The sequence below is a fragment of the Bacillus sp. N12A5 genome (genome assembly GCF_026790125.1).
Taxonomy (GTDB): Bacteria; Bacillota; Bacilli; order Bacillales; family Bacillaceae; genus Bacillus.
Genome location: NZ_JALAMR010000009.1, coordinates 269,081 through 289,211 on the forward strand (window position 1 = coordinate 269,081; position 20,131 = coordinate 289,211).

Annotated in this window: 23 protein-coding genes and 1 pseudogene; 7 read left to right on the top strand and 17 right to left on the bottom strand. The window is 42.7% G+C overall.

Translation table 11 applies throughout. The annotated features are described in order from the left end of the window. Positions 1–107 precede the first annotated feature (107 nt). Positions 108–995, top strand: coding sequence for an acetoin biosynthesis transcriptional regulator AlsR (alsR, locus tag MOC09_RS12850; RefSeq protein WP_268370737.1), 888 nt, complete (start codon positions 108–110; stop codon positions 993–995). Between the two features lie 15 nt (positions 996–1,010). Here alsR and cotH read toward each other — a convergent pair whose 3' ends face one another. Further along, positions 1,011–2,102 carry a spore coat protein CotH gene (gene cotH / locus MOC09_RS12855; protein ID WP_268370738.1) on the bottom strand — a complete coding sequence of 364 codons (1,092 nt, stop codon included), beginning with the start codon at positions 2,100–2,102 and terminating at the stop codon, positions 1,011–1,013. Between the two features lie 141 nt (positions 2,103–2,243). Here cotH and cotG point away from each other — a divergent pair, with 141 nt between their 5' ends. From cotG to MOC09_RS12870, 3 genes are all read left to right on the top strand, one after another. Further along, positions 2,244–2,855, top strand: coding sequence for a spore coat protein CotG (cotG, locus tag MOC09_RS12860; protein ID WP_268367345.1), 612 nt, complete (start codon positions 2,244–2,246; stop codon positions 2,853–2,855). Positions 2,856–3,026: 171 nt separating this feature from the next. Then, on the top strand, positions 3,027–3,644 hold the full coding sequence (locus tag MOC09_RS12865) for a flavin reductase family protein (RefSeq protein WP_268367344.1): 618 nt from the start codon (positions 3,027–3,029) through the stop codon (positions 3,642–3,644). 182 nt (positions 3,645–3,826) lie between these two features. Then, positions 3,827–4,171 (top strand): DUF4181 domain-containing protein, encoded by a 345-nt coding sequence (locus MOC09_RS12870; protein WP_268362971.1) that lies wholly within the window; start codon positions 3,827–3,829, stop codon positions 4,169–4,171. 4 nt (positions 4,172–4,175) lie between these two features. On the opposite strand, the gene ggt is transcribed toward MOC09_RS12870, so the two are convergent. Then, positions 4,176–5,753: a gamma-glutamyltransferase gene (gene ggt / locus MOC09_RS12875; protein ID WP_268367343.1), complete on the bottom strand. Its 1,578-nt coding sequence runs from the start codon at positions 5,751–5,753 to the stop codon at positions 4,176–4,178. Positions 5,754–5,966: 213 nt separating this feature from the next. Here ggt and chrS point away from each other — a divergent pair, with 213 nt between their 5' ends. Genes chrS through chrA form a run of 3 tightly spaced genes read left to right on the top strand, consistent with a single transcriptional unit; the run spans position 5,967 to position 7,583 of the window. After that, positions 5,967–6,443 (top strand): chromate efflux transcriptional regulator ChrS, encoded by a 477-nt coding sequence (gene chrS, locus MOC09_RS12880; protein WP_268360242.1) that lies wholly within the window; start codon positions 5,967–5,969, stop codon positions 6,441–6,443. 13 nt (positions 6,444–6,456) lie between these two features. Continuing rightward, positions 6,457–7,050, top strand: a complete 594-nt coding sequence (gene chrB / locus MOC09_RS12885; RefSeq protein WP_268360241.1) for a chromate efflux transporter subunit ChrB — start codon at positions 6,457–6,459, stop codon at positions 7,048–7,050. Further along, positions 7,047–7,583 (top strand): chromate resistance efflux protein ChrA, encoded by a 537-nt coding sequence (gene chrA / locus MOC09_RS12890; protein WP_268360240.1) that lies wholly within the window; start codon positions 7,047–7,049, stop codon positions 7,581–7,583. The genes chrB and chrA overlap by 4 nt, the downstream gene beginning before the upstream one ends. A 158-nt stretch (positions 7,584–7,741) precedes the next feature. On the opposite strand, the gene MOC09_RS12895 is transcribed toward chrA, so the two are convergent. The 15 genes and pseudogenes from MOC09_RS12895 to MOC09_RS12960 all read right to left on the bottom strand — a co-directional run bounded on the left by MOC09_RS12895 (position 7,742) and on the right by MOC09_RS12960 (position 20,074). Further along, the gene (locus MOC09_RS12895) at positions 7,742–8,458 is read right to left on the bottom strand and encodes an endonuclease V (RefSeq protein WP_268370740.1); all 717 of its coding nucleotides are present in this window, start codon (positions 8,456–8,458) and stop codon (positions 7,742–7,744) included. A gap of 106 nt (positions 8,459–8,564) precedes the next feature. After that, complete coding sequence (locus tag MOC09_RS12900; RefSeq protein WP_268370743.1) at positions 8,565–9,218, bottom strand: hypothetical protein; 654 nt, start codon at positions 9,216–9,218, stop codon at positions 8,565–8,567. Between the two features lie 185 nt (positions 9,219–9,403). Further along, positions 9,404–9,889 carry a hypothetical protein gene (locus MOC09_RS12905; RefSeq protein WP_187956482.1) on the bottom strand — a complete coding sequence of 162 codons (486 nt, stop codon included), beginning with the start codon at positions 9,887–9,889 and terminating at the stop codon, positions 9,404–9,406. Further along, a complete protein-coding gene (locus MOC09_RS12910) occupies positions 9,889–10,725 on the bottom strand; it encodes an AHH domain-containing protein (RefSeq protein WP_419900973.1) in 837 nt (278 codons plus the stop codon). Before MOC09_RS12910 ends, MOC09_RS12905 begins: the two co-directional genes overlap by 1 nt. Positions 10,726–10,757: 32 nt before the next feature. Continuing rightward, positions 10,758–10,943, bottom strand: a pseudogene (locus MOC09_RS20245) (pre-toxin TG domain-containing protein); the annotation flags it as partial. Between the two features lie 188 nt (positions 10,944–11,131). Next, positions 11,132–11,644, bottom strand: a complete 513-nt coding sequence (locus MOC09_RS12915) for an Imm6 family immunity protein (RefSeq protein ID WP_268360237.1) — start codon at positions 11,642–11,644, stop codon at positions 11,132–11,134. Between the two features lie 13 nt (positions 11,645–11,657). Beyond that, positions 11,658–13,628 (bottom strand): T7SS effector LXG polymorphic toxin, encoded by a 1,971-nt coding sequence (locus MOC09_RS12920; protein ID WP_268370745.1) that lies wholly within the window; start codon positions 13,626–13,628, stop codon positions 11,658–11,660. An 18-nt stretch (positions 13,629–13,646) separates the two neighbouring features. Then, positions 13,647–13,907, bottom strand: coding sequence for a YwqI/YxiC family protein (locus MOC09_RS12925; RefSeq protein ID WP_010332154.1), 261 nt, complete (start codon positions 13,905–13,907; stop codon positions 13,647–13,649). Between the two features lie 9 nt (positions 13,908–13,916). After that, a complete protein-coding gene (locus MOC09_RS12930) occupies positions 13,917–14,339 on the bottom strand; it encodes a YwqH-like family protein (protein WP_268360235.1) in 423 nt (140 codons plus the stop codon). 575 nt (positions 14,340–14,914) lie between these two features. Beyond that, positions 14,915–15,700 (bottom strand): YwqG family protein, encoded by a 786-nt coding sequence (locus MOC09_RS12935; RefSeq protein ID WP_268370747.1) that lies wholly within the window; start codon positions 15,698–15,700, stop codon positions 14,915–14,917. Positions 15,701–15,911: 211 nt separating this feature from the next. Beyond that, positions 15,912–17,234, bottom strand: a complete 1,323-nt coding sequence (gene uglF, locus MOC09_RS12940) for a UDP-glucose 6-dehydrogenase UglF (RefSeq protein WP_268370749.1) — start codon at positions 17,232–17,234, stop codon at positions 15,912–15,914. Between the two features lie 195 nt (positions 17,235–17,429). Continuing rightward, entirely contained in the window at positions 17,430–18,194 is a 765-nt protein-coding gene (locus MOC09_RS12945) for a tyrosine-protein phosphatase (protein WP_268370750.1), read from the bottom strand. Between the two features lie 52 nt (positions 18,195–18,246). After that, on the bottom strand, positions 18,247–18,960 hold the full coding sequence (locus MOC09_RS12950; RefSeq protein WP_268360232.1) for a CpsD/CapB family tyrosine-protein kinase: 714 nt from the start codon (positions 18,958–18,960) through the stop codon (positions 18,247–18,249). Next, positions 18,950–19,696: a protein-tyrosine kinase activator TkmA gene (gene tkmA / locus MOC09_RS12955; RefSeq protein ID WP_268360231.1), complete on the bottom strand. Its 747-nt coding sequence runs from the start codon at positions 19,694–19,696 to the stop codon at positions 18,950–18,952. The genes MOC09_RS12950 and tkmA overlap by 11 nt, the downstream gene beginning before the upstream one ends. A gap of 234 nt (positions 19,697–19,930) precedes the next feature. Next, positions 19,931–20,074 (bottom strand): hypothetical protein, encoded by a 144-nt coding sequence (locus MOC09_RS12960; protein ID WP_003221769.1) that lies wholly within the window; start codon positions 20,072–20,074, stop codon positions 19,931–19,933. Positions 20,075–20,131: the final 57 nt, after the last annotated feature.

Sequence of the window (20,131 nt, forward strand, 5' to 3'; positions counted from 1 at the left end):
GTGATACGTTTCACTATACACTCTTTGGAAATTGACCTCCAATATCGATTCGCCTTATGATTAATATGTATTACGAATTATTAACCTATGGAAAGGAATGCATATTCATGGAGCTTCGCCATCTTCAATACTTTATCGCAGTAGCCGAAGAGCTTCATTTCGGAAAAGCTGCGCGGCGGCTGAATATGACACAGCCTCCTCTCAGCCAGCAGATCAAACAGCTGGAAGAAGAAGTCGGGGTGACGCTTCTAAAGAGGACAAAACGATTTGTGGAGCTTACCGCAGCCGGCGAAATCTTTTTAAATCACTGCCGGTCAGCTTTGATGCAGATTGAACAAGGAATTGAACTTGCACAGCGGACAGCCCGCGGCGAACACGGCCATCTTGTCATTGGTTTTGTCGGATCGGCTACATATGAATTTCTGCCGCCGATTATCCGGGAATACCGCAAAAAGTTCCCTTCTGTGAAAATTGAACTGAAAGAAATCGCTTCTTACCGGCAGCAGGAGGAGTTGCTTAAGGGAAATATCGATATCGGCATTCTCCATCCGCCGTTAGAGCATCCCGAGCTGCAAATTGAGACAACCCAGAGCAGCCCATGCATCCTTGCATTGCCAAAACAGCATCCGCTTGCATTGAAAGAATCAATCGACATCACAGATTTGGAAAACGAACCGATCATCACCCTTTCCAAAGAAGCGTGGCCTACGTTATATACCGACTTTATTCAGCTCTGTGAAAAGGCAGGTTTTAAGCCGAATGTCGTTCAGGAAGCGACAGAATATCAAATGGTGATCGGGCTGGTGACAGCGGGCATCGGCATTACCATTGTCCCATCCTCGGCCAGACGGCTGTTTAATCTTGATGTTACGTATCGAAGCGTTGACCATTTTCAGCTCAAAGCAGAATGGATCATCGCATATAGAAAAGACAGCCAAAACCCTGTATTGGGACAATTTGTGGATATATGCAAATCATTAAACGAACGGAAATAATCCGCCCGTTCATCGTCAGGATAAAAGATCAAGCTCGCTTTTAAGATAATCAGCTCTATTTACAATATATTCACATATCACATCCGGCTCACGGTCAAAACGCTCAATATCATTCTTTTTATATGGGTCCATCAGGACAAATGGTCTAATTTGCTCATACATCGTCATAATTTTCGGTTTCATATATTCTATCGTAAAAAGAGATTGGAGCGTATTTTCTAACAGATGTTTGTAGGACCTGCGAAAATCGGGTTCATCCAAAATTCGGGCGGTTAATGTATTAAATCCTTGAATTCTTACATAATCGGCAGCCATCCGCTCTCCATGAATATCCCTGCCCCAGGTCGCATCATAATCCCAAGGAATCACCTCAAATAATCCGGTTTCACTGCTTCTGTACAGCGCGTAGTTGTGGACAAACCCGTCATAGTTTGAGGTGAATACAATGCCGGCGAGCCAGCGCAAATACTTATCGATATCAACATGCTTTGTCACTTCTGATTTAAATTGGGCTTTAGGGACCGTATTAATTTTAAAGATCATATCCTGTAAATAAAAATCGTCTTCCTCAGTCCCTGTTTTCTTTTCATATCCATGCTCAAGGGACGTCTTCGTTTCCCTTTGCAAATCGCTCATCAGAGAGAAATTCGCATCATCATCAACCGCGTAAAAAATCGCCCCGTCCGCCAGCTTCCTCTTCGCTAAATAAAACTCATCGACGGATTCAAGTTCAAGATATACCCCTTCGTTTTTCCCATTCACCTTTAAAAACACAAACTCTGCCTTTGGAGACAGTGTTCCAAGCTCTGAGAAAAAATCCAAAGACAATTTGTTCCTCATCATAGAAGGGTCTTTATACTCCGCATTTAAGTGAATCTCCCGTGCACCCCGGAATGTTTTCGGCTGATAGAAGGAAACATGGTACGACTTCTTTTTGAAGTCTCTGATATGTGAACCCCGATAAGCGATATCAATATCAAGCCTTTTCTGATTCACTTTCAGCACTGCCGGAACCGGCTCATCGTCCCATATATCCTTTTTCAATTCCCGTAAATCTTTTGGATGAACAAACAGCTGATAAAGCGGCAAATTGGATTGGTTCTCCATCCGTAATCCCCCTTACAAATTTTAGGCTTTTATTTTTGTGAGATCTCAGCGGAACACTTATACACTTTTTCAAACCGTGCGTACTATGTGGGTAATAAGGATATTCATCCTTAACACATTTTGTAGAAGGAGGAGTTCGAATTGGGCCACTATTCCCATTCTGACATCAAAAAAGCGGTGAAATCCGCAAAAAAAGAAGGTTTGAAAGATTATTTATACCAAGAGCCTCACGGAAAAAAGCGCAGCCATAAAAAGTCGTACCGCTCTCACAAAAAATCTCGCAGCTTCAAAAAATCATACCGCTCCAAGTCAAGCAGCTATAAGAGCTATTCCAAGAAATCACGCAGTTTCAAAAAATCATACCGTTCTTTCAGAAAGTCTCGCAGCTTCAAAAAATCGTATCGTTCATTCAGTAAATACCGCAGCAAAAAATCGTATCGTTCTTACAGCGTACACCGCAGCAAAAACAAATCGTACCGTTCCAAGAAAAAATCATACAGCTCTAGCAAAAAGTCATACCGTTCACACAAAAAATCGTACCGTTCTTTCAGTAAATCGTTCCGGACGCACAAAAAATCACATCGCACACACAAAAAATCATACCGCACGCACAAAAAGTCATACCGTTCACCTAAGAGATACTACGACAAACACAAAAGCTCACATCACTACAAGAAACACGATGATTATCACAGCAAAAAAGAATTCTGGAAAGACGGCAATTGCTGGGTAGTCAAAAAGAAATACAAATAAGCTAAGTTTCATTTTTCAATAGGCTGCCGGCTAACGTACGGAAGCCTATTTTTACATTTCCCCTGTATTAGATATATGTCATGACATAACATATGCAACCCGCATCATTTGGTTTCCTTGAAACCATTTCGTTATAATCAAAATATCCTAACGATAAAGGCGGTTGTTGCCATGTACATATTTGAAGCGGATCAGCTTAGCGCCAAAGACACATACAAGTTATTATCAGGTGCCGTCATCCCCCGCCCCATTGCATTTGTGACCACACTTTCTTCAAGCGGAGCGGTAAATGCCGCGCCTTTCAGTTTTTATAACGTTGTCAGCTCAGACCCTCCGCTTCTCAGTATTTCTGTTAACCGGACGGAAGGACGCCAAAAAGATACAGCCCGAAACGCAGTAGAGAACGGAGAATTCGTTGTTCATGTCAGTGATGAGGCCATCATTGAAGACATCAATGAAACGGCGGCAAGCTTAAGCCCCGACGAAAGCGAACTTTCACGCACCTCGCTTCATCCTGTCGAAAGCAAAGCTGTTTCGGTCCCCGGGATTAAAGAAGCACGCATTCGCTTTGAATGCACATTAGAGCGGCATATCACGTTCGATAATGATCAAGGTGTGACTACAGCAGACCTGCTCATCGGCAGAGTTCTCTGCTTCCACCTCGATGCAAAGGTGTATGATGCAGATAAAGGGTATGTTTTGACAGATGAATTAAAGCCGGCCTCAAGATTGGCGGGAAATCACTACGCGAAGCTTGGCGAAGAATTTACGCTGATTCGTCCCAGCTGAATAAAAGGACTATTTAAATAGAAGAAACTAGTCAAAAAGACCTTATGATTACAAAATATTGTCTGTACAACACTGAAAAAAATAACATAAAAAAGGAACACCCAGAGCGTGCTCCGGGTGTTCTTTTATGAAACATTTTTCCTCTGTCCACCGTATATACAGGTAGATTAGGAGGGATTTATATGACAGGCACTCATTTTTTGATTGTGATACTTATCGGCGCTTTTATCAATACTGTTTTTTATATTTATGCTCGAAAAAAACTAGGCATCCCTAAATTGCCTTGGTGGTACAAACCTGTAAATAGCACACAAGGATTGCTGGAAATCGTCTTGCTTATTTTATTAGGTTTTTCTCTTTTACGGTTTCCTCCAGAGATTATGCTTTTTCTCTTTCTATTTCTGTTAAATTGTTTACGTACATTTATGGAATGGACATATGAGCGTAAAGAAAAACAATATTTACACTACTTATTTAGCACTGTCCTTTCTCTAGTCATTTTTATTTATATTTGTATTTTGTTCTAATATCTCAAATCCCAACAGCTGCCCCATCTCCCCGAGGATCGGCTCCGCCTTGGAGAAAGCCTTCCTCATCCACTTTGATCGCTGCTGCGTGTCCCATCAGCGGATCATAATCACCGACAACCTCCACGAGATGGCCGCTGTCTTTCAGCTTTTGGATTGTGTCCTCTGTGAATCTGCCCTCGACTCTAAGACCTTCATAATCCTCTCCCCACGTTCTTCCCCATACCCAGCGCGGTTCGCTGATTGCCTGCTGTGGATTCATTCCGTAATCCAGCATTCGGGTAATAATGGCCGTCTGGGTCTGCGGCTGGCCCTCGCCGCCTTGCGTGCCGTACAAAATGACCGGTTTTCCGTCCTTGCAGGCCATAGCCGGCATAAGCGTATGGAAGCTGCGTTTTCTCGGTTCAAGCGTATTGACATGTTCTTGATCCAAAGAGAAAAATGACCCGCGGTTTTGCAGTAATATCCCTGTATCACCAGCAGTGACTGCCGAGCCAAATTCAAAGTACAGGCTTTGAATGAATGACACTGCGTTGCCTTCCGCATCGATTACAGCCGCATATGCCGTATCGCTTCCCACCGGCCTGCTTTCTGCCGGTTCTGCCAGATAGCCGATTTCTTCCGCCAATTGTTTTGCATAATTTTTGTCCAAAAGCCTTTCAAGCGGAATGTAAGCAAATGCCGGGTCAGTCAGGAAAGCATTCCGGTCTGCGAAACTCTTTTTCAACGCCTCCACAAGCACATAATAGTATTCAAATGAACCGTGCTCGATATGGTGAAAATCATAGTTTTCCAAAATGTTCAGTGTTAATAAACCGGTAAACCCCTGAGAATTCGGCGGCGCCTGGTACACACTATACCCTCGATAATCACTTGATATAGGCTCCGCCCACTCACCCCGGTGCGCTTTAAAGTCATCGAGTGTCATGTAGCTGCCGTTATGCTGCAAATACGAAACAATCCGCTGAGCGATATCTCCTTCATAAAATGCGCTTCTCCCTTTTTCGGCAATCATGTTCAGACTGTCTGCAAGCTCTTTTTGCACAAACCGCTCTCCCGGGATAGGCGCTTTTCCGCTTCTTGTGAAAATGTCGGCCGTGTAGGGTATGGAGGCCAGCAGTTCAAGATTCGTTTCCGTGTGACGGCACTGATCGGCTGATACTGGAAACCCATTTTGGGCATAATCGCGTGCGGGCTCCAATACATCCGCAAGAGACATACGCCCGTACTCCTTCAGTACCGCATCCCAGCTGTCAACCATCCCCGGCACGGTAATGGCACTGTCGATTCCCCTGAGCGGAATCGCGCTTTTTCCCTTATATACATCTCTCGTTATATTTTTACCTGAACGGCCGCTGCCATTGTAGACTTTTACTGCCTTTGTTTCCTGGTGAAAGGTCAGCCAAAAGGAATCCCCGCCAAGCCCCGTCATATGCGGATACACAACAGCCAGACAAGCACTTACCGCAACAGCGGCGTCAAACGCGTTTCCTCCCTTGTCCAGTATGCGATTGCCGGCTTGAGAAGCGAGATAATGCGGACTGACAACCATTTGCTTTGTACCGATGACAGATTTGTTCATCACAAGTCCCCTTTTTAAGAGATTTTCTTCAGTATAGGGAGCCTGATGTATTGCATCTACTGATCCGGCAGAAAAACTGACGAACTTTCTCCTTTTCGCAAACAACGAGGTTTATTTCTATTCATTTTGAAAACAAATGAAAACTTTTTCGTTCAAAACGTAACTTTTTGTGATAAAATGATGTCTAAAAGGCTACGAAAGCAGGTGGAACAATTGAGTGAGGAATATCAAATTCCCAACCTTGTTCTTGATGAGATCGACAAACAAATTCTCACCATTTTACACGAGGAAGGCAGGATATCTTATACGGATCTTGGCAAAAGAGTCGATTTATCACGGGTCGCTGTCCAGGCTCGAATAAACCAATTAATCGAAGCCGGTGTGATTGAAAAATTCACCGCAGTCATCAATCCCGCTAAAATCGGCATCCATGTATCCGTGTTTTTTAATGTCGAGGTCGAGCCGCAATTTTTAGAAGAGGTGGCACTTAAGCTTGAAAAAGAGCCTGCGGTCACCAGCCTATATCACATGACAGGCCCGAGCAAGCTGCATATGCATGGGATCTTTGCCAACGATCAGGAAATGGAAGAGTTTTTAACAAAACGGCTGTATCCGCTGCGAGGCGTCGTCAGCGTTGATTGCCAGATGCTCATCAAACGCTACAAAAGCCGTATGGGCATGAAGCTGTAAAGGAGAGAAACAAATGAAAAACCATCCATATCGGGATATGACGGCCGCAATGGTGCGCACAGGAATATTAGGGTTTGGGGGCGGACCTTCCGTGATTCCGCTGATTCGCCATGAAGCGGTGAATAAATATAAATGGATTGATGATGATGAATTCGGAGAAATATTAGCGATCGCCAATGCGCTTCCCGGACCGATAGCCACAAAAATGGCCGCGTACCTTGGGTTCAAACTAAAAGGCACGTTGGGCGCAATCGTGGCAACCCTCGCTCATATTCTGCCTACATGCCTTGCGATGGTAGGATTGTTTGCAGCTGTAAACGTGCTAAGCCATTCAGCAGTTGTTGCAGGCATGATAGGTGCCGTCACCCCGGTGATTGCGGTAATGCTCGGCATCATGGCGTACGAGTTTGGTCAAAAAACGCTTAAAGGTTTCGGCTGGGTCACTGGCATCCTGTTTTTCATCATCGCTTTTATCGGACTGCAAACTTTACAGATCAATCCAGGTCTTGTCATTATCATTTTCTTAGCGTACGGGGCGTTTCATTTTAAACTGAAAGACAAAATCACAAATAAACATTCAAAAGATAAAGGAATGTCGGCCTCATGATCATGATGTATTTATTTATGGCATTTTTTATTGCAAACGTACTCGGATACGGCGGCGGCCCCGCGTCTATCCCGCTGATGTTTGAAGAAGTCGTAAACAGATACGGCTGGCTGTCAAACGACCAATTCTCAAACATGCTCGCACTTGCGAACGCATTGCCGGGCCCGATCGCCACCAAAATCGCCGCATATGTCGGCTACAGCGCAGGCGGGTGGCCCGGCTTCCTGATTGCCCTGATCGCAACCGTTGTACCGTCGGCGCTCGCATTGATCGTCCTGCTGCGCATCATCCAGCGCTTCCGCCAATCTCCTGTTATCAAGGGCATGACGCTGTCCGTGCAGCCTGTCATCGCGGTCATGATGCTCATTCTTACCTGGCAAATCGGCGCAGACGGCATCCAGGCGATTGGCTGGGTTCAATCGATCGTGATTGCGGGAATTTCCCTCCTCGCCATGACAAAGTTCAAGATGCATCCCGCATTCCTGATTATCGCGGCGTTTTTGTATGGGGGGCTTGTGATCCCTCATTTATAGAAAAAAGCACCTCTAAAGGTGCTTTTTTATTTTGGCCCTGCAATATAGGGTTTCTCTCATTCTCCCAGATTGACAGCATGAGGCGAATCGATGTTTAAGCCGAAGGCTGCCTATATATAGGAATTAATTAAAAACTTGCAGCTCCGGGCCTGCAAGTGTTACCTGTGTTTTTTCTGATAAAACGTTCGCAAGACATGTGTTTCAAGGTCAGCAAGGCGGACAGGGATCGGCAGTCTGCTTTCATGACTGATCATGCTCATCGTGATTTGATAGCTGCTTTCTAAATCAATGTTATGTCCGCAAGACAAGAAAATAGGCTTCACGTCTCGCCGCGTCCGCAGCGCCCGGCCATATACCTCACCGCCAATGATAATATCTGTGTATGAACCGACTTCATTTTCAGGCATTATGAAATCACAGCCTTTGATTTTGAGATAGGTTTTCGCAATCCCAATTGTCGGCTTACCCAGAAAAAAAGCCGCATGGGTGGCAACGCCCATATGGTTGTAATGCAGATACCCGTTGCCATCAAACAAAAACACATCCGGTTCCGTCTCCAGCTTTTTGGCCGCCTCGATGATTAGCGGCAGCTCGCGAAACGCAAGGAAACCAGACACATACGGCACGCTGATTTTCCCCATGCTGTGCACTTTTTCAATAACTTCTTTTGTATCAGCGTCAATGACGATGATACTGCACACTCCATACGGTTCTCCGTCCTGTTCCCAATAGGCAAGGTCGACGCCTGCGCAGGTTTTGATGGAGTCTGGATGGATCGTGGGGGATAGGTTGATACGATTTTTAAGGGATTGTTGTGTTTGAACAATATCCGATTCATCTTTTAGATGAAAATCGTGAATTTGATGTATTTCCATTTTACTTGTTTCCCTCTCTTCGCGCTCAATTGTCCTGCATGTCGATTCTAGCAATGACACCAAATTATATCATTGAAAAAAGCAGATAGTATAATCTGCTTTTTTATTAATATTCATTTTTCATTTCTTTCATAAAAATATAATCCAATTGTTTAATTAATTCTTTAAGTTCAGTACACATAATATCCTCTAAAGGATTTTCCCAATCTTCGTTTTTTATCAGTTCAATTCCATAGCTTCCGGCTGGATCACCTTCTGGGTACCACCCTACGTCAAGCAGCAAATTTTTTGTCTTATGAGAAATCTGCAGGAGATCTTGATTAAAGTCAAATAACCAAGCATCATCATTTGCCTCTAGCTTCTTAGGATCAGTATCCTTTAATGTAATGTAATCAACAGTCCAACCAGCCGGTATCTTTAGCCTTAAAAAATTGGGAATCTGTTGGCTTAGTGGCTGCAAACCCTCTAAAACCCCGCTTCCCACACTCCAGATTTGATATTCTAACTCTTCTAATAATTGTTCTATTTCATCAAAAGACTCATCTTCATAAATCTTATCTATTTTTAAGCCAGCTACTTTGATATGGTATTGATTATTTTCATATACTGCCTTCATAACAGCATTACGTTTTTCATTTTGTAGTATTAGTAATTCACATTTTTCTTGCATTCTTTTTTCTGAACATAAATTGTTCAGAACTACAGACCAGCCATTACAGATTTTTAATGGCTGCAGTTGAGAAATATGATCTCTTTCCATCCCGCTTCTCCTTCATTATTCTAAAAAATCTGCCAATTGACAACCTAGAAAGAAATTTAAACTATTCTAATATATCAGTAAACAAGGCACTTCTAACGTTAACCTCCTATTGAAAGCTGTATACAATGAGAAACAAAAACGCCAGCCCTTGGTGTCCATAGACTGACGTTTCTTGAAAACCTCTCTTAACCTTTATTAAAAACGATAAAATTCCCGTTAGGATAATCGCCATTCCAACCACACGGGAAATAACCCGCTTTATAAATTTCAAAAACCTTTTCAAAAAAATTATTTGTATTACCATTAATTGCTCTATTAATAGCACAATTGTTTAGGTCAGCTACTATATCCTCAAAAAAAGTCTTGAATTCAGTAGAAGCATGTCTGATGCTCTCAGAAAAAATATCTAATAATGCGTCTATATTTTCCGGCTTTTGATTATCTTCTAATTCGTAAAACCGCTCCCATACTTCACTCATTTCAATTTCCCTTATATCTTTCCATGTATACTCATCTTCTCCATATACTTCTTCATAAGCCAAGTATTCAGCCTTTTCTTGGTCATTAATTATTTGAGTAAAATTAGATACATTAACTGAATTTATAGGCTTGAAGGTTTTTGAAAATTCAATTACCTCTTCCACCAGATTATGATATTTTCCAAAATTCATTACTTGTTATACCACCTTTCCCAAAGATCAACTGTTGCTCCACCGCCTCTTTTCCAAACGGGTTTTCTTGAGGCGCTATCTTCTTTCCTTTCTAGTTTATATGCTTCTAATCCTTTCTCCTTTATTTTCTTTAATTCTGTTTCTAAATAATCATCCCTCATATAAAGAGGCAACCCTTTTTCTTGTAATTCTCTTAATTTTTGTTGTAAATCATATACCTGTTTTTCAATGACGTCTACACTTTGGTTAACATTAATCTCATCTAATTTTTTTCTCACAAAACTACTATAAACTGAATGATATCCCTTATGCCGTGAAGTAGCACTTATATCATCATCCGGGACCCTTAAGAAAAAGCCATTTGACGCATCATCCATATCCATTCCTAACTTCTTCAAAACAGGATGACTTCGAAACTCCTTCGGGATAATATGTTGAGCCTGATATGGAGTACGTTTTGTTGAACGTGGAAGTCCCATTTGCTCAAACATATTTTTACCTAATTTAGTTGAACTCCCCCCTGTAACCTTTCCTGGGGTCCCTGGAATTAATCTTGTGGTAGTGCTTCCACTGCTACCTCTACCCACCATCTTCACAACCCCAAGATCTTTCACAGCTTTCGTTTTCACATCAGCGTGAACAATTGGGAAAGTTGTCCCATCCGGTGTGACAGTCTTGTGGACACGAATTTTCACATTCGTCGGCACTTTGAATTCTTTTACTTGATCTAGAATCTTTCTCCCTTTTTCAACTTTTGCTACTTGTGGCGATTTAGCAAGCGGTATGCCTTTATCTATATGTTTCGCCAATGCACCGGCTCCAACCAGGCTTAACACTGCTTCCAACGCACCCGTTTTCCTCTTCTAACCGCTTTTCTAGTTTTGCAGATGGCTTTTCCGCCTTTGAAAGCACGGCCCTGCCCAGCCGACGACCGGCATGAATCCAGCTGCGGCCATAGCTCCTGCGGTCACACGTTCTGCGGTGGAGAGTTTTTTCTCCGGTAACCGGTCAACGCCTTCGGTTTTTTTAAATCATAATAACCAGTGACTTCGCCACCGATTTCACGAGGCACAGCCATTACGAATTATCTATTTCAAGTAAACATTTTTAATTTTTCAAGCATAAGTACTTTGTAAAAAACAAAAGCACTTGTTGCCTAAAAGGAAATCAAGTGCTTTTTTCTATGCATTAGGAATTCCTGCAACTATTAACTGCAAACATCCTTTTCAATTGAGTAAATAATTAGTTTTGTATTTGAAGTTCCCTTAAAACCTCTGTCCGTAGATCACTCGCAATGTTCCCATTCTTGTATCTATCCAATAAAATATTCATTTTTCTAATATAACTATCTGCATTATCTATGCATTTTGTAAAACAATCCATAAAATGGTCTACTAATGTATCATCAACTAAAGCAATTGGTTCAGGATAATATTTGACGCCTTCTCTTTCATATGCTTTTCTACTAGTATAAGCAACTGCATCTATAATACAGTTCCAAGCTGTTACATCTGTTTCATTAACTGACATCTCTTGAAGTAATGTTATCCCATTTTCTTCATTATCTAGTGATTCATAAAGAATATCCCCTATATTTTCTTTTTCTTTTAGCCAATCCCAACATTTATATATAACTTTCTGAGCTAAAACTTGATCTTCCTTTTGAGAAAATACCGTCAAAACTTTTTCTGAAAGTCCAAGGAAAAATACTACTTTACCGTCTTCTGTTAAACTACTGAAATTTGTATTAGCCATAATTAACCTCCAACTATTCAATATACTTTCCATTTTTAATCATTAGATTAAGCCTACCAGTTACTTTTATACTTTCATCCATTTCCGATGTTACTTCAATTTTCAGATTGGGATATTTTAAACTTAATTGTTTTAATACACCAGGCGGAACTTTATCGTTTGCCAATCCCTGATAACACTTTCTACATACACCGGAAGGATTCGATTGATGAAGTCTTAATGTTCCCGTTACATCTTCTGGTTTTATATCTGCCTTTATTACTGCTGAATCAAATTCATTCAGAACTCCTTCTTCTGCATGCCTAGTGAACAATGGGTTATTACCTGGAGCTTTAATATTCCTGTCAGGCATTATTTCATCTAAATCAGGTAATCCAGCTTCTTTTCTGACTTTCGGCGAACCTCCTTTAAAAGTCAAATCTTCTAACCCTTTTATATCTGTCTTTCCAACTGCAATTGTTTCAGTTTCTGGAACATTCCATTTCTTTCTCAGTGCATCTAGATCAGCTTTTCCAATATCAATGTTATTTCGTTTACCCGTACCCTTAATACCTTTACCACTACTAACCATCTTCACAATCCCAAGATCCTTAACAGCCGTCTTTTCCACATCGACACGTACTGTCGGGATTCCGAATGTAAAGCCCTCCGGAGTTACTGGGCGTTCTGCGTACACGCGGACGTTTGTTGGGACTTTGAATTGTTTTACTTTCTCTAGTGTTTTGTTTGCTTTTTGGACTTTTGAATGGGTTGCAAGCGGGATGCCTTTATCAATGTGTTTCGCCAATGCACCGGCTCCAACGAGGCTTAATGCCGCTTCCAGCGCGCCCGATTTCCGCTTCTCCTCAGACACTTTGTTTCCAAACATGTCTCTTCCTGTCACGGCTTCTGAGAATCCGTTTGAAGCAACAAGGCCGTATGCGCCCATTTCAGACATTTTGAGAATGTCTAAGGATTTGCCTGTTTTGTAGGCATCTAAAGCGTGTTCGGCCGCGATAGCCGCTTTTCCGGTTTTGTAGATGGCTTTTCCGCCTTTGAAGGCGCGGCCTGCCCAGCCGACGACCGGTATGAATCCGGCAGCGGCCATAGCTCCTGCGGTCACTCGTTCTGCGGTGGAGAGTTTTTCGCCGGTAACCGGATCAACGCCTTCGGTTGCTCTTTTATAATCATAATAGCCAGTGACTTCTCCAGTAAAGTTGCAAACTCCATCCCATGTTTTTTCGTACCATGGTTTATTTGCTTCTTCTTCAGCCTTTTCCTGAAGCCGTCTTGCTTCGGCTTGCTGGGCTTTTGCATCAATATAGGTTGTTCCTTGCTTTTCTACTTCAATGACGCTTTTGTAGACTTCATTGCTGTGGAAGGCTTTTTTGTCATAGTACATTGGGGATGCGCTCTTCCCATTGCTGGTGGCCTGCATGAGAACAGAATATTTGGTGAGCACTGCGTTGTCGAGAGATTCTAAATTTTGATATTCAGTGGTCAGGGATTCATCAAGCTGATCGACTGCCGTAATCGTGTCACGCCTGATTTTTTGGGCATCGCCCATCTTATCTGCATAGTCGTCAAGCGTGTACATGTCGAGATCAATAATATCGCTGATGCCTGACAAAATAGAATCGATTTCTTCTTTATGAGCGGAGACTATCTCTGAGGCTTTCAGGTCTCCATTGGGCAGCTCATGATCCAAAAAAGAAGTTTCCACATATGAATCATTCAGTTCTTGATCTTTAATATCTCCTGAAATGCCATTTAAAAACGCAATTTGAGCAGAGACAAGCGTCAGCCAGCTGTCAACGATTTCCCCCTGCCCCTGAAAGAACGCTTTAATATTGTCCGCGCCTTTGCCTTTAAAATTATCGCCTAAATCCGCCACTTCCTGAAACGCTTTTTTCAGCGTGTTCAGCTGCTCTTCAAGCGTCTCATATTGCTTTTTTCTGCTCTTCGCTTCTTCAATTAAAGATTTAGATTCAAATACTTTGCTCATCGCACTGCCCTTTCTGTTCTATTTTACCGCTATCGCCTCGTCCTGCTCTTTGAGTGAATCTACGTTATCCTTTGTATCCTCAATATTTTTCTGTACCGCTTTTTTGTAGTCCCCGAGCATGGTTTTGATGTTCTCCTCACGCTCATGATATTTTTTCGTATAATCGAGGCTGTTTTTTCCGTTGGAGCCCGCGGCGCCGATTGATACGTCAGCAAGCGCGTCTTTGACAGACTCTAATGTTTTGATGACTGTGTCGTACTTCAGCTTAATTTCTGACATAAGAAAAGATCACCACCATTTCAGTTTACTTATATGTTTTCCTGCTTCTTCCACGAAATCTTCTCCCTTAGCAAGAAGATCGCCTGCGGTATTTGCTAACACCAATTCTCCTGCATAAGTGGCTTTTTGGATTTCAAGATCTAAAATTTTCCCACTAATAGACGCCATATACTCGTTATATTTATCATTCACAATCTTGGATGCTTCCGATTTCGCCTCTTCTCTCCCTTTGTCGAAATCATCCGCTTTTGTTCCCGTCCAGTGCTTGCCCAATTCCGGTTTCACAATTTCTTTGATTTCAGTGATGGCCTCTTCTTGCAGTGTGTCTATGTCCTTTTTTGCTTTTTTCAGCTTTTCGATCTTGTCTTCCACGTCGGAAATTTTTCCGTTGAGCGAACTTTTGATATCCGCCAGCATACTTTCATAACCCATCTGAATCACCTCTTAATACTCAAAAAGTCGTATGGAGGGGCTGATGAAGATAGACTTTTCCATACTTTATTTCCATATATTATATTTTAAAATAGCCAGATGGCGGCTTAAATAGGGTAAATGACTTAATTTAGGCGTATAACGCTCTCGAAATGTAGGTATATGATCTTGTTTTTGTTCGTTATACAGCTGATGAAAACGCTTTATAAAATGAAAACTCCTAAAGTCATAGTTAAAAAGGCACTTGAAAGAGACAGATTCTGTTGATCTGTCTCTTTCTATTTAGTGGTAATTAATGTAAAATGATATAAGGTGATGATGATGAGTTTTTTCAGTCCGATGATGTTATTTTTTGTTGTCTTTCCTTTTCTGTCCTTCTTTGTTTTCGGTGTTGCAGGCGCATTGTTATTTCATAAACACGGCCTTTGGTCAATGCCTCTTACGGTGCTCAGCTTATTGGTCATATTTATGTTCTGCATTGACTCGGCAACGCCTGATTTTGTTGTGTGGCTTATTTCATTTCCGCTTTTGACCCTATTGGCATCAGGTGTGACCCTGTTGATCAAAAGCTTGTATTAGCTGCAGTCCCAGTTGTACAGCACGTTTGAAAAGTCTTTTTTCCTTAAATCGTCAGGTGTGATGAAAAAATTGGCGATGCCAACGTCTCCCCACATTGAATCGATATCATCGTCTGAATCAATTTGCAAAAGGAGAACGGTATGTTCTTTATACGCATATTCCCGCGGGTCATGCTGGGTAAAAGATGCGTACCCGCCAATTTTATGGCCGAATCCGTTTTCAGCCAGTTCATTATAAATGTCTTCTTCATCCTCGCCGAACTGATCAAAGAACTCCATTGTTTCCATGCCCGTATATTGCTCAAATTGAAAATCTGTAGGCAGGACCCATTCCGCAGATTTCACAGGCTCGACTGCTGCTTCTGATAAAATCGGAAAATCACATTCGTCTGTGCCGATAAATGAAAAATCCGAAACAAGCTCCTCTTCGTTTTCTATGATATTTTCAAAATAAATCACCCTGAAATTCTTTTGTTCACATTGATCGTCAAAATTCAACCCATACACGTCATCATGCACAGAAATATAAAACTGCAGGATACCCGCGGAAGGAAAGCTGGCAAGCTGGGGAATTTGCGAGAAATTAATCTGCGCCAGAAGCTTCATCGGCCGTCCATTTTCGTCAGTCGGGTATGTTTCATGCTTGGGGAAATAGGGATCACCGGCAATTTTGCTGTCATATCGTCCTGTTGCCCCTTTTCGGAGATTCAATTTCACATATTCTTTTGCTGATTTCTCCAACATGTCTCGATACGGTCCCATTTTTTCAGGCAGATGATTCATCAGATAACTCTCCTTTTCCGGCATCTCCAATTGATTTAGAAGATCTTGTTTTCTAGTTTTTCTATTGCTTCTTCGAATGCTTTTCTTCCTTTTGTTTAAGGAACCTAATTCTGTATCCTTTTCCAAACAATAGTTAAATAGTAGCAAATGAATTCAGCCCCCGCAATAGACGAAAAAAAGACTGGTTCACAACCAGTCTTTGCTATTACATCTATTGAATTGCACCAGACGGAACAACCGCCTTCCGCCCCACTGAATAATACTCTACCCCTGCAGCTGCGGCTTCATCCAATGTGTAGCAGTTTCTGCCGTCAAAAATGAGCGGCGTCTCCATTAAATCCTGATAAGCTGCTAACGGGAATTGTTTAATGTCAGCCCAGTCGGTTAAAATCATGACGGCGTCGGAGCCTTTGACAGCTTCCTCGATCGTCTCCATATATTCAACAGCTTGCGGGAGAACATGCCTCGCATGGCTTGCGGCAATGGGATCGTAGGCTTTAATACGGGCGTCGAGCGCAGCGAGACGGTCTGCAATGACAATCGACGGCGCTTCCCTCATATCGTCCGTATTCGGTTTAAATGACAGCCCTAAAAGGGCAATCGTTTTTCCCGTGACCCCGCCGAGCCTGTTCAGCGCTTTATCCACCAGCATCGCCTGCTGATTGTTGTTGACTTTAATGACCGATTTCAGCAGTTCAAAATCATGCTCGACATTTCCTGCAATTTGCACGAGAGCGTTTGTGTCCTTTGGGAAACAAGAGCCGCCGTAGCCTATGCCCGCTTTTAGGAACTGGCTCCCGATCCGCTTATCCTGTCCCATGCCGTACGCGACTGCTTCAATATCGGCGCCGACCTTTTCACATATATTCGAAATTTCATTTATAAAACTGATCTTAGTGGCCAGAAATGCATTTGAGGCATATTTGATCATCTCGGCGCTTCTGATATCCGTTTGGTAAATCGGGATTTGAAATGGGCGGAAAAGCTCCTCAAGCGTCTTGGCTGTTGTCTGATCTGCTGTTCCGATCACGATTCTGTCGCCGTGAAACGTGTCATAAATCGCCGATCCTTCACGTAAAAATTCCGGATTGGATGCGACAGATATGCTGACAGGCTCCGCAAGATGTTTAGAGATCAGCCCCTCAATCAAATCGTTTGTCCCGACGGGCACTGTGCTTTTCGTTACCACGATGGCATCCCGTTTGATATGCCGGGCGATGCGTTTGGCCGCATCTGTAATATGCTCCAGGTTGGCATGCCCGTCGCTTTTCTGCGGTGTGCCGACCGCTATAAAAATAATGTCTGCCTGTGCCAAGCCTGACTCATAGCTCGTTTCAAAGCTAAGCCGCCCATCAGCTGCATTTTTTCTCATCAGCTCTTCAAGACCCGGTTCAAAAATGGGGGAAATGCCCTTTCTCATTTCATCAATCTTGTGAGCGTCAATATCTAAGCAGGTTACATGATGTCCAATCTCAGAAAGAGAAACACCTGTCACAAGACCGACATAGCCTGTTCCGATGACTGTTATATTCATTGTTTCCCTCCAACAGTTAAATTGCTGCTTTGCAGCTTCCGTATTATCGTATGAGAACATCCTATCATGAATGCGGATGATCTCCCGCATAGCCTGTCGGGTACAGCCTGTACAGATTTCTGAAATGTGATTCAATCATACAATATACTATTATATCGCTCTCAAAAAGAATGTGGTGAAATGAGAACCGGCTGTTTAAAAAAGCCCAAATAATTTTTTTCTTTTGACCGGCTGTGCGGGCTGTCTGATAATCGTCTGATTCTGCAAGAGAAGCTCGGCGTTTTCCGTTAGCATATAAGGAAATTCCGGACCGAATTCTTTCTCTAGCACATATAGGGCCTCTTGAGTGTGGAAAGTTCTCGTTTTCACATTATGGGCATCTGAGGCTACGAAATGGATCAAATTGGCTTCAGCCAGCCGGAGAGAAAATGCTTTCAGCTGTCTGCCGAAAGTCCCCGCAAGACTTCCTGAAGTTATCTGAGATGCTGCTCCTTTTTCTACAAGATGATACAGCAAGGACGGATTCTCGCGAATTTCCCTGTTGCGTTCAGGATGGGCGATGACCGGAATATATCCTTTCAGCTGCAAATCATAAAACAGCTGCTCCGCATATCGGGGAACCTGGTCAAACGGAAATTCAATCAGAATGTACTTCGTACCGTTAAGCGAAAGCAGCTGCCTTTCCGCAAGGTCCCGTTCCAAATTGCCGTATATTCTGATTTCTTGCCCCGGAAGCACGGTTAAAGGGATGTCTTCTTTGATTAAACGTTTGTTTAACTGATCTGCCGCTTCTCTGACTGCGGCTGGTTCGTTTTCATACACACCGTTCTTATGATGCGGTGTCGCAATGATAGTCCGAATCCCCTGGCAAACAGCGGCTTTTGCCATTTCTATGCTTTCGGCTGAATTACCTGCCCCGTCATCCATTGCCGGAAGAATGTGACAGTGAATATCTATCATGTCTTAGCCCCCTTTTTACGCAAAAATAAATAACGGGCAAGATGCACGTTATTTATTTTTGTATGAAATTTTCCTTATTTCCGTAATATCCGTACTCGGAATGCTTCGAAAGCTTTTTGCCGTTCATAATCGCCCCAAGGAGCTTGCTTGTGCACGATTCAAGTGCCTCTTTCGCTTTTGCAGCTTGTTCCTTATCGGTTTTCCCGCTTGAAATGACCAGAACAGAACCGTCTGCCACGTTGCCTAAAATTTGTGCATCCGCTACGGCAAGAATAGGCGGCGTATCAAAAATGACCATATCATATGCCGCACACGCTTCGTCCGTCAGTTCTTTCATCCATTTTGAGGAAAGAAGCTCAGCCGGGTTTGGCGGGACCGGGCCGCTCGTCAGCACGTCTAGATGTTTTTCATTAGAAGCTTGTACAGCCTGTTCCAGTGAGCTTTTCTTTAATAAAACGGATGTTAAGCCAATCATATTTTCAAGGTGGAAGGCCGTATGTACTGTTGGTTTTCGCAAATCAGCATCAATCAGAAGCACTTTTTTTCCCTGCTGGGCAAATACGACAGCCAGGTTAGCAGCCGTCGTTGACTTTCCCTCCCCGGGACAGGCCGATGTGATCATCACTGATTTCATCTGGCGGTCTACTGAAGCAAACTCTATATTCGTACGAATCGTCCGATATTGTTCAGAGTTCAAGGATTTCGGCTCTGTCATCGCAATGACATTCCTGCGCATCCAAGAACCCCTGCTTTTTCTAAACGCCAAAATGTCCACTCCCCGTTTTTTCAGATTGCATACCATGCAAGCTCTTCGCTGTTTTCGGCTCATTGGCAATGGTGGAAACCGTGCCTAAAACCGGTATATCCAGCAAGGATTCGAGCTGCTCTTCCGATTTGATCGTATTATCCAAATGCTCAAGCAGGAAGGCCAGTCCGATGCTTCCCGCCAATCCCGCCGCAAACGCGATGGCAATGTTGAGAAGCGGCTTTGGCGATACAGGGGACGGATGTTCTGAAACCTCGGCTTTTGACAGAATGCTGACATTGTCAACATTCATAATGGATGTAATTTTGTCTTGAAAAACAGATGCGATGGTATTGGCAATATGAGCCGCTGTTTCTGCATTTTCATCCTTGACTGATATGTTGACCACTTGGGAGTCCTGCTCGCTGGATACCGTAATTTTGTCATTCAGTTCCTGAGAGGTCATCGACAGGCCCATTTCTTTAATGACTTCGTCTAAGATGGCAGGGCTCTTAATGATGACGTTATACGTATTGATTAACTGAAGATTTGTTTGGACATCGTTAAATTGGACTTCTTTTTGGTTGTTTTTCGATTGATTGACCAGAATCTGTGTTGAATTTTCATAGATGGGTGTAAGTGCGAAGAAGCTGATGAGTCCGCCGGCAGCAGTGGCAGCTGCGGTTACAATCATAATCAAAAGTATGCGTTTTGTTAACGTAGATAATATCTCTTTTAAACTAGTAGATTCTCCCATGATACCTCCAAATCTCTTATAGCATCCTTTTCCATCTACGATTATACAACGTAGAAACCGCATTTCTCCAGCTTTTCACATGACACAATTCGACATTTTTTTACAAAACGGTATATTGCGGCTTTTTATGTAAGCGCTATATTTACTGTTTTGGCAATGCTGTCTCTTTTTCTTCTATTCAGGCAGACACATCATCTCGCATAAAAAAAATCCCGCAAAAGGCGTGCGGGATTCTTATGTTGCATATCCATTTTTAATATGAGAAATCAAATTTTCAAGCATTTCCTTCGTCGTCATCTCAGATGACCGCTCACCAATTTCATGTGCATGCATCAAAATTTTCAGAAATTCCTCTTGATTCAATTTCTTTTCACTCATTTTTTTGTTCCTTTCAGCTTCCATTAAGTTGAAAACACGATTATTATATGATGCCGG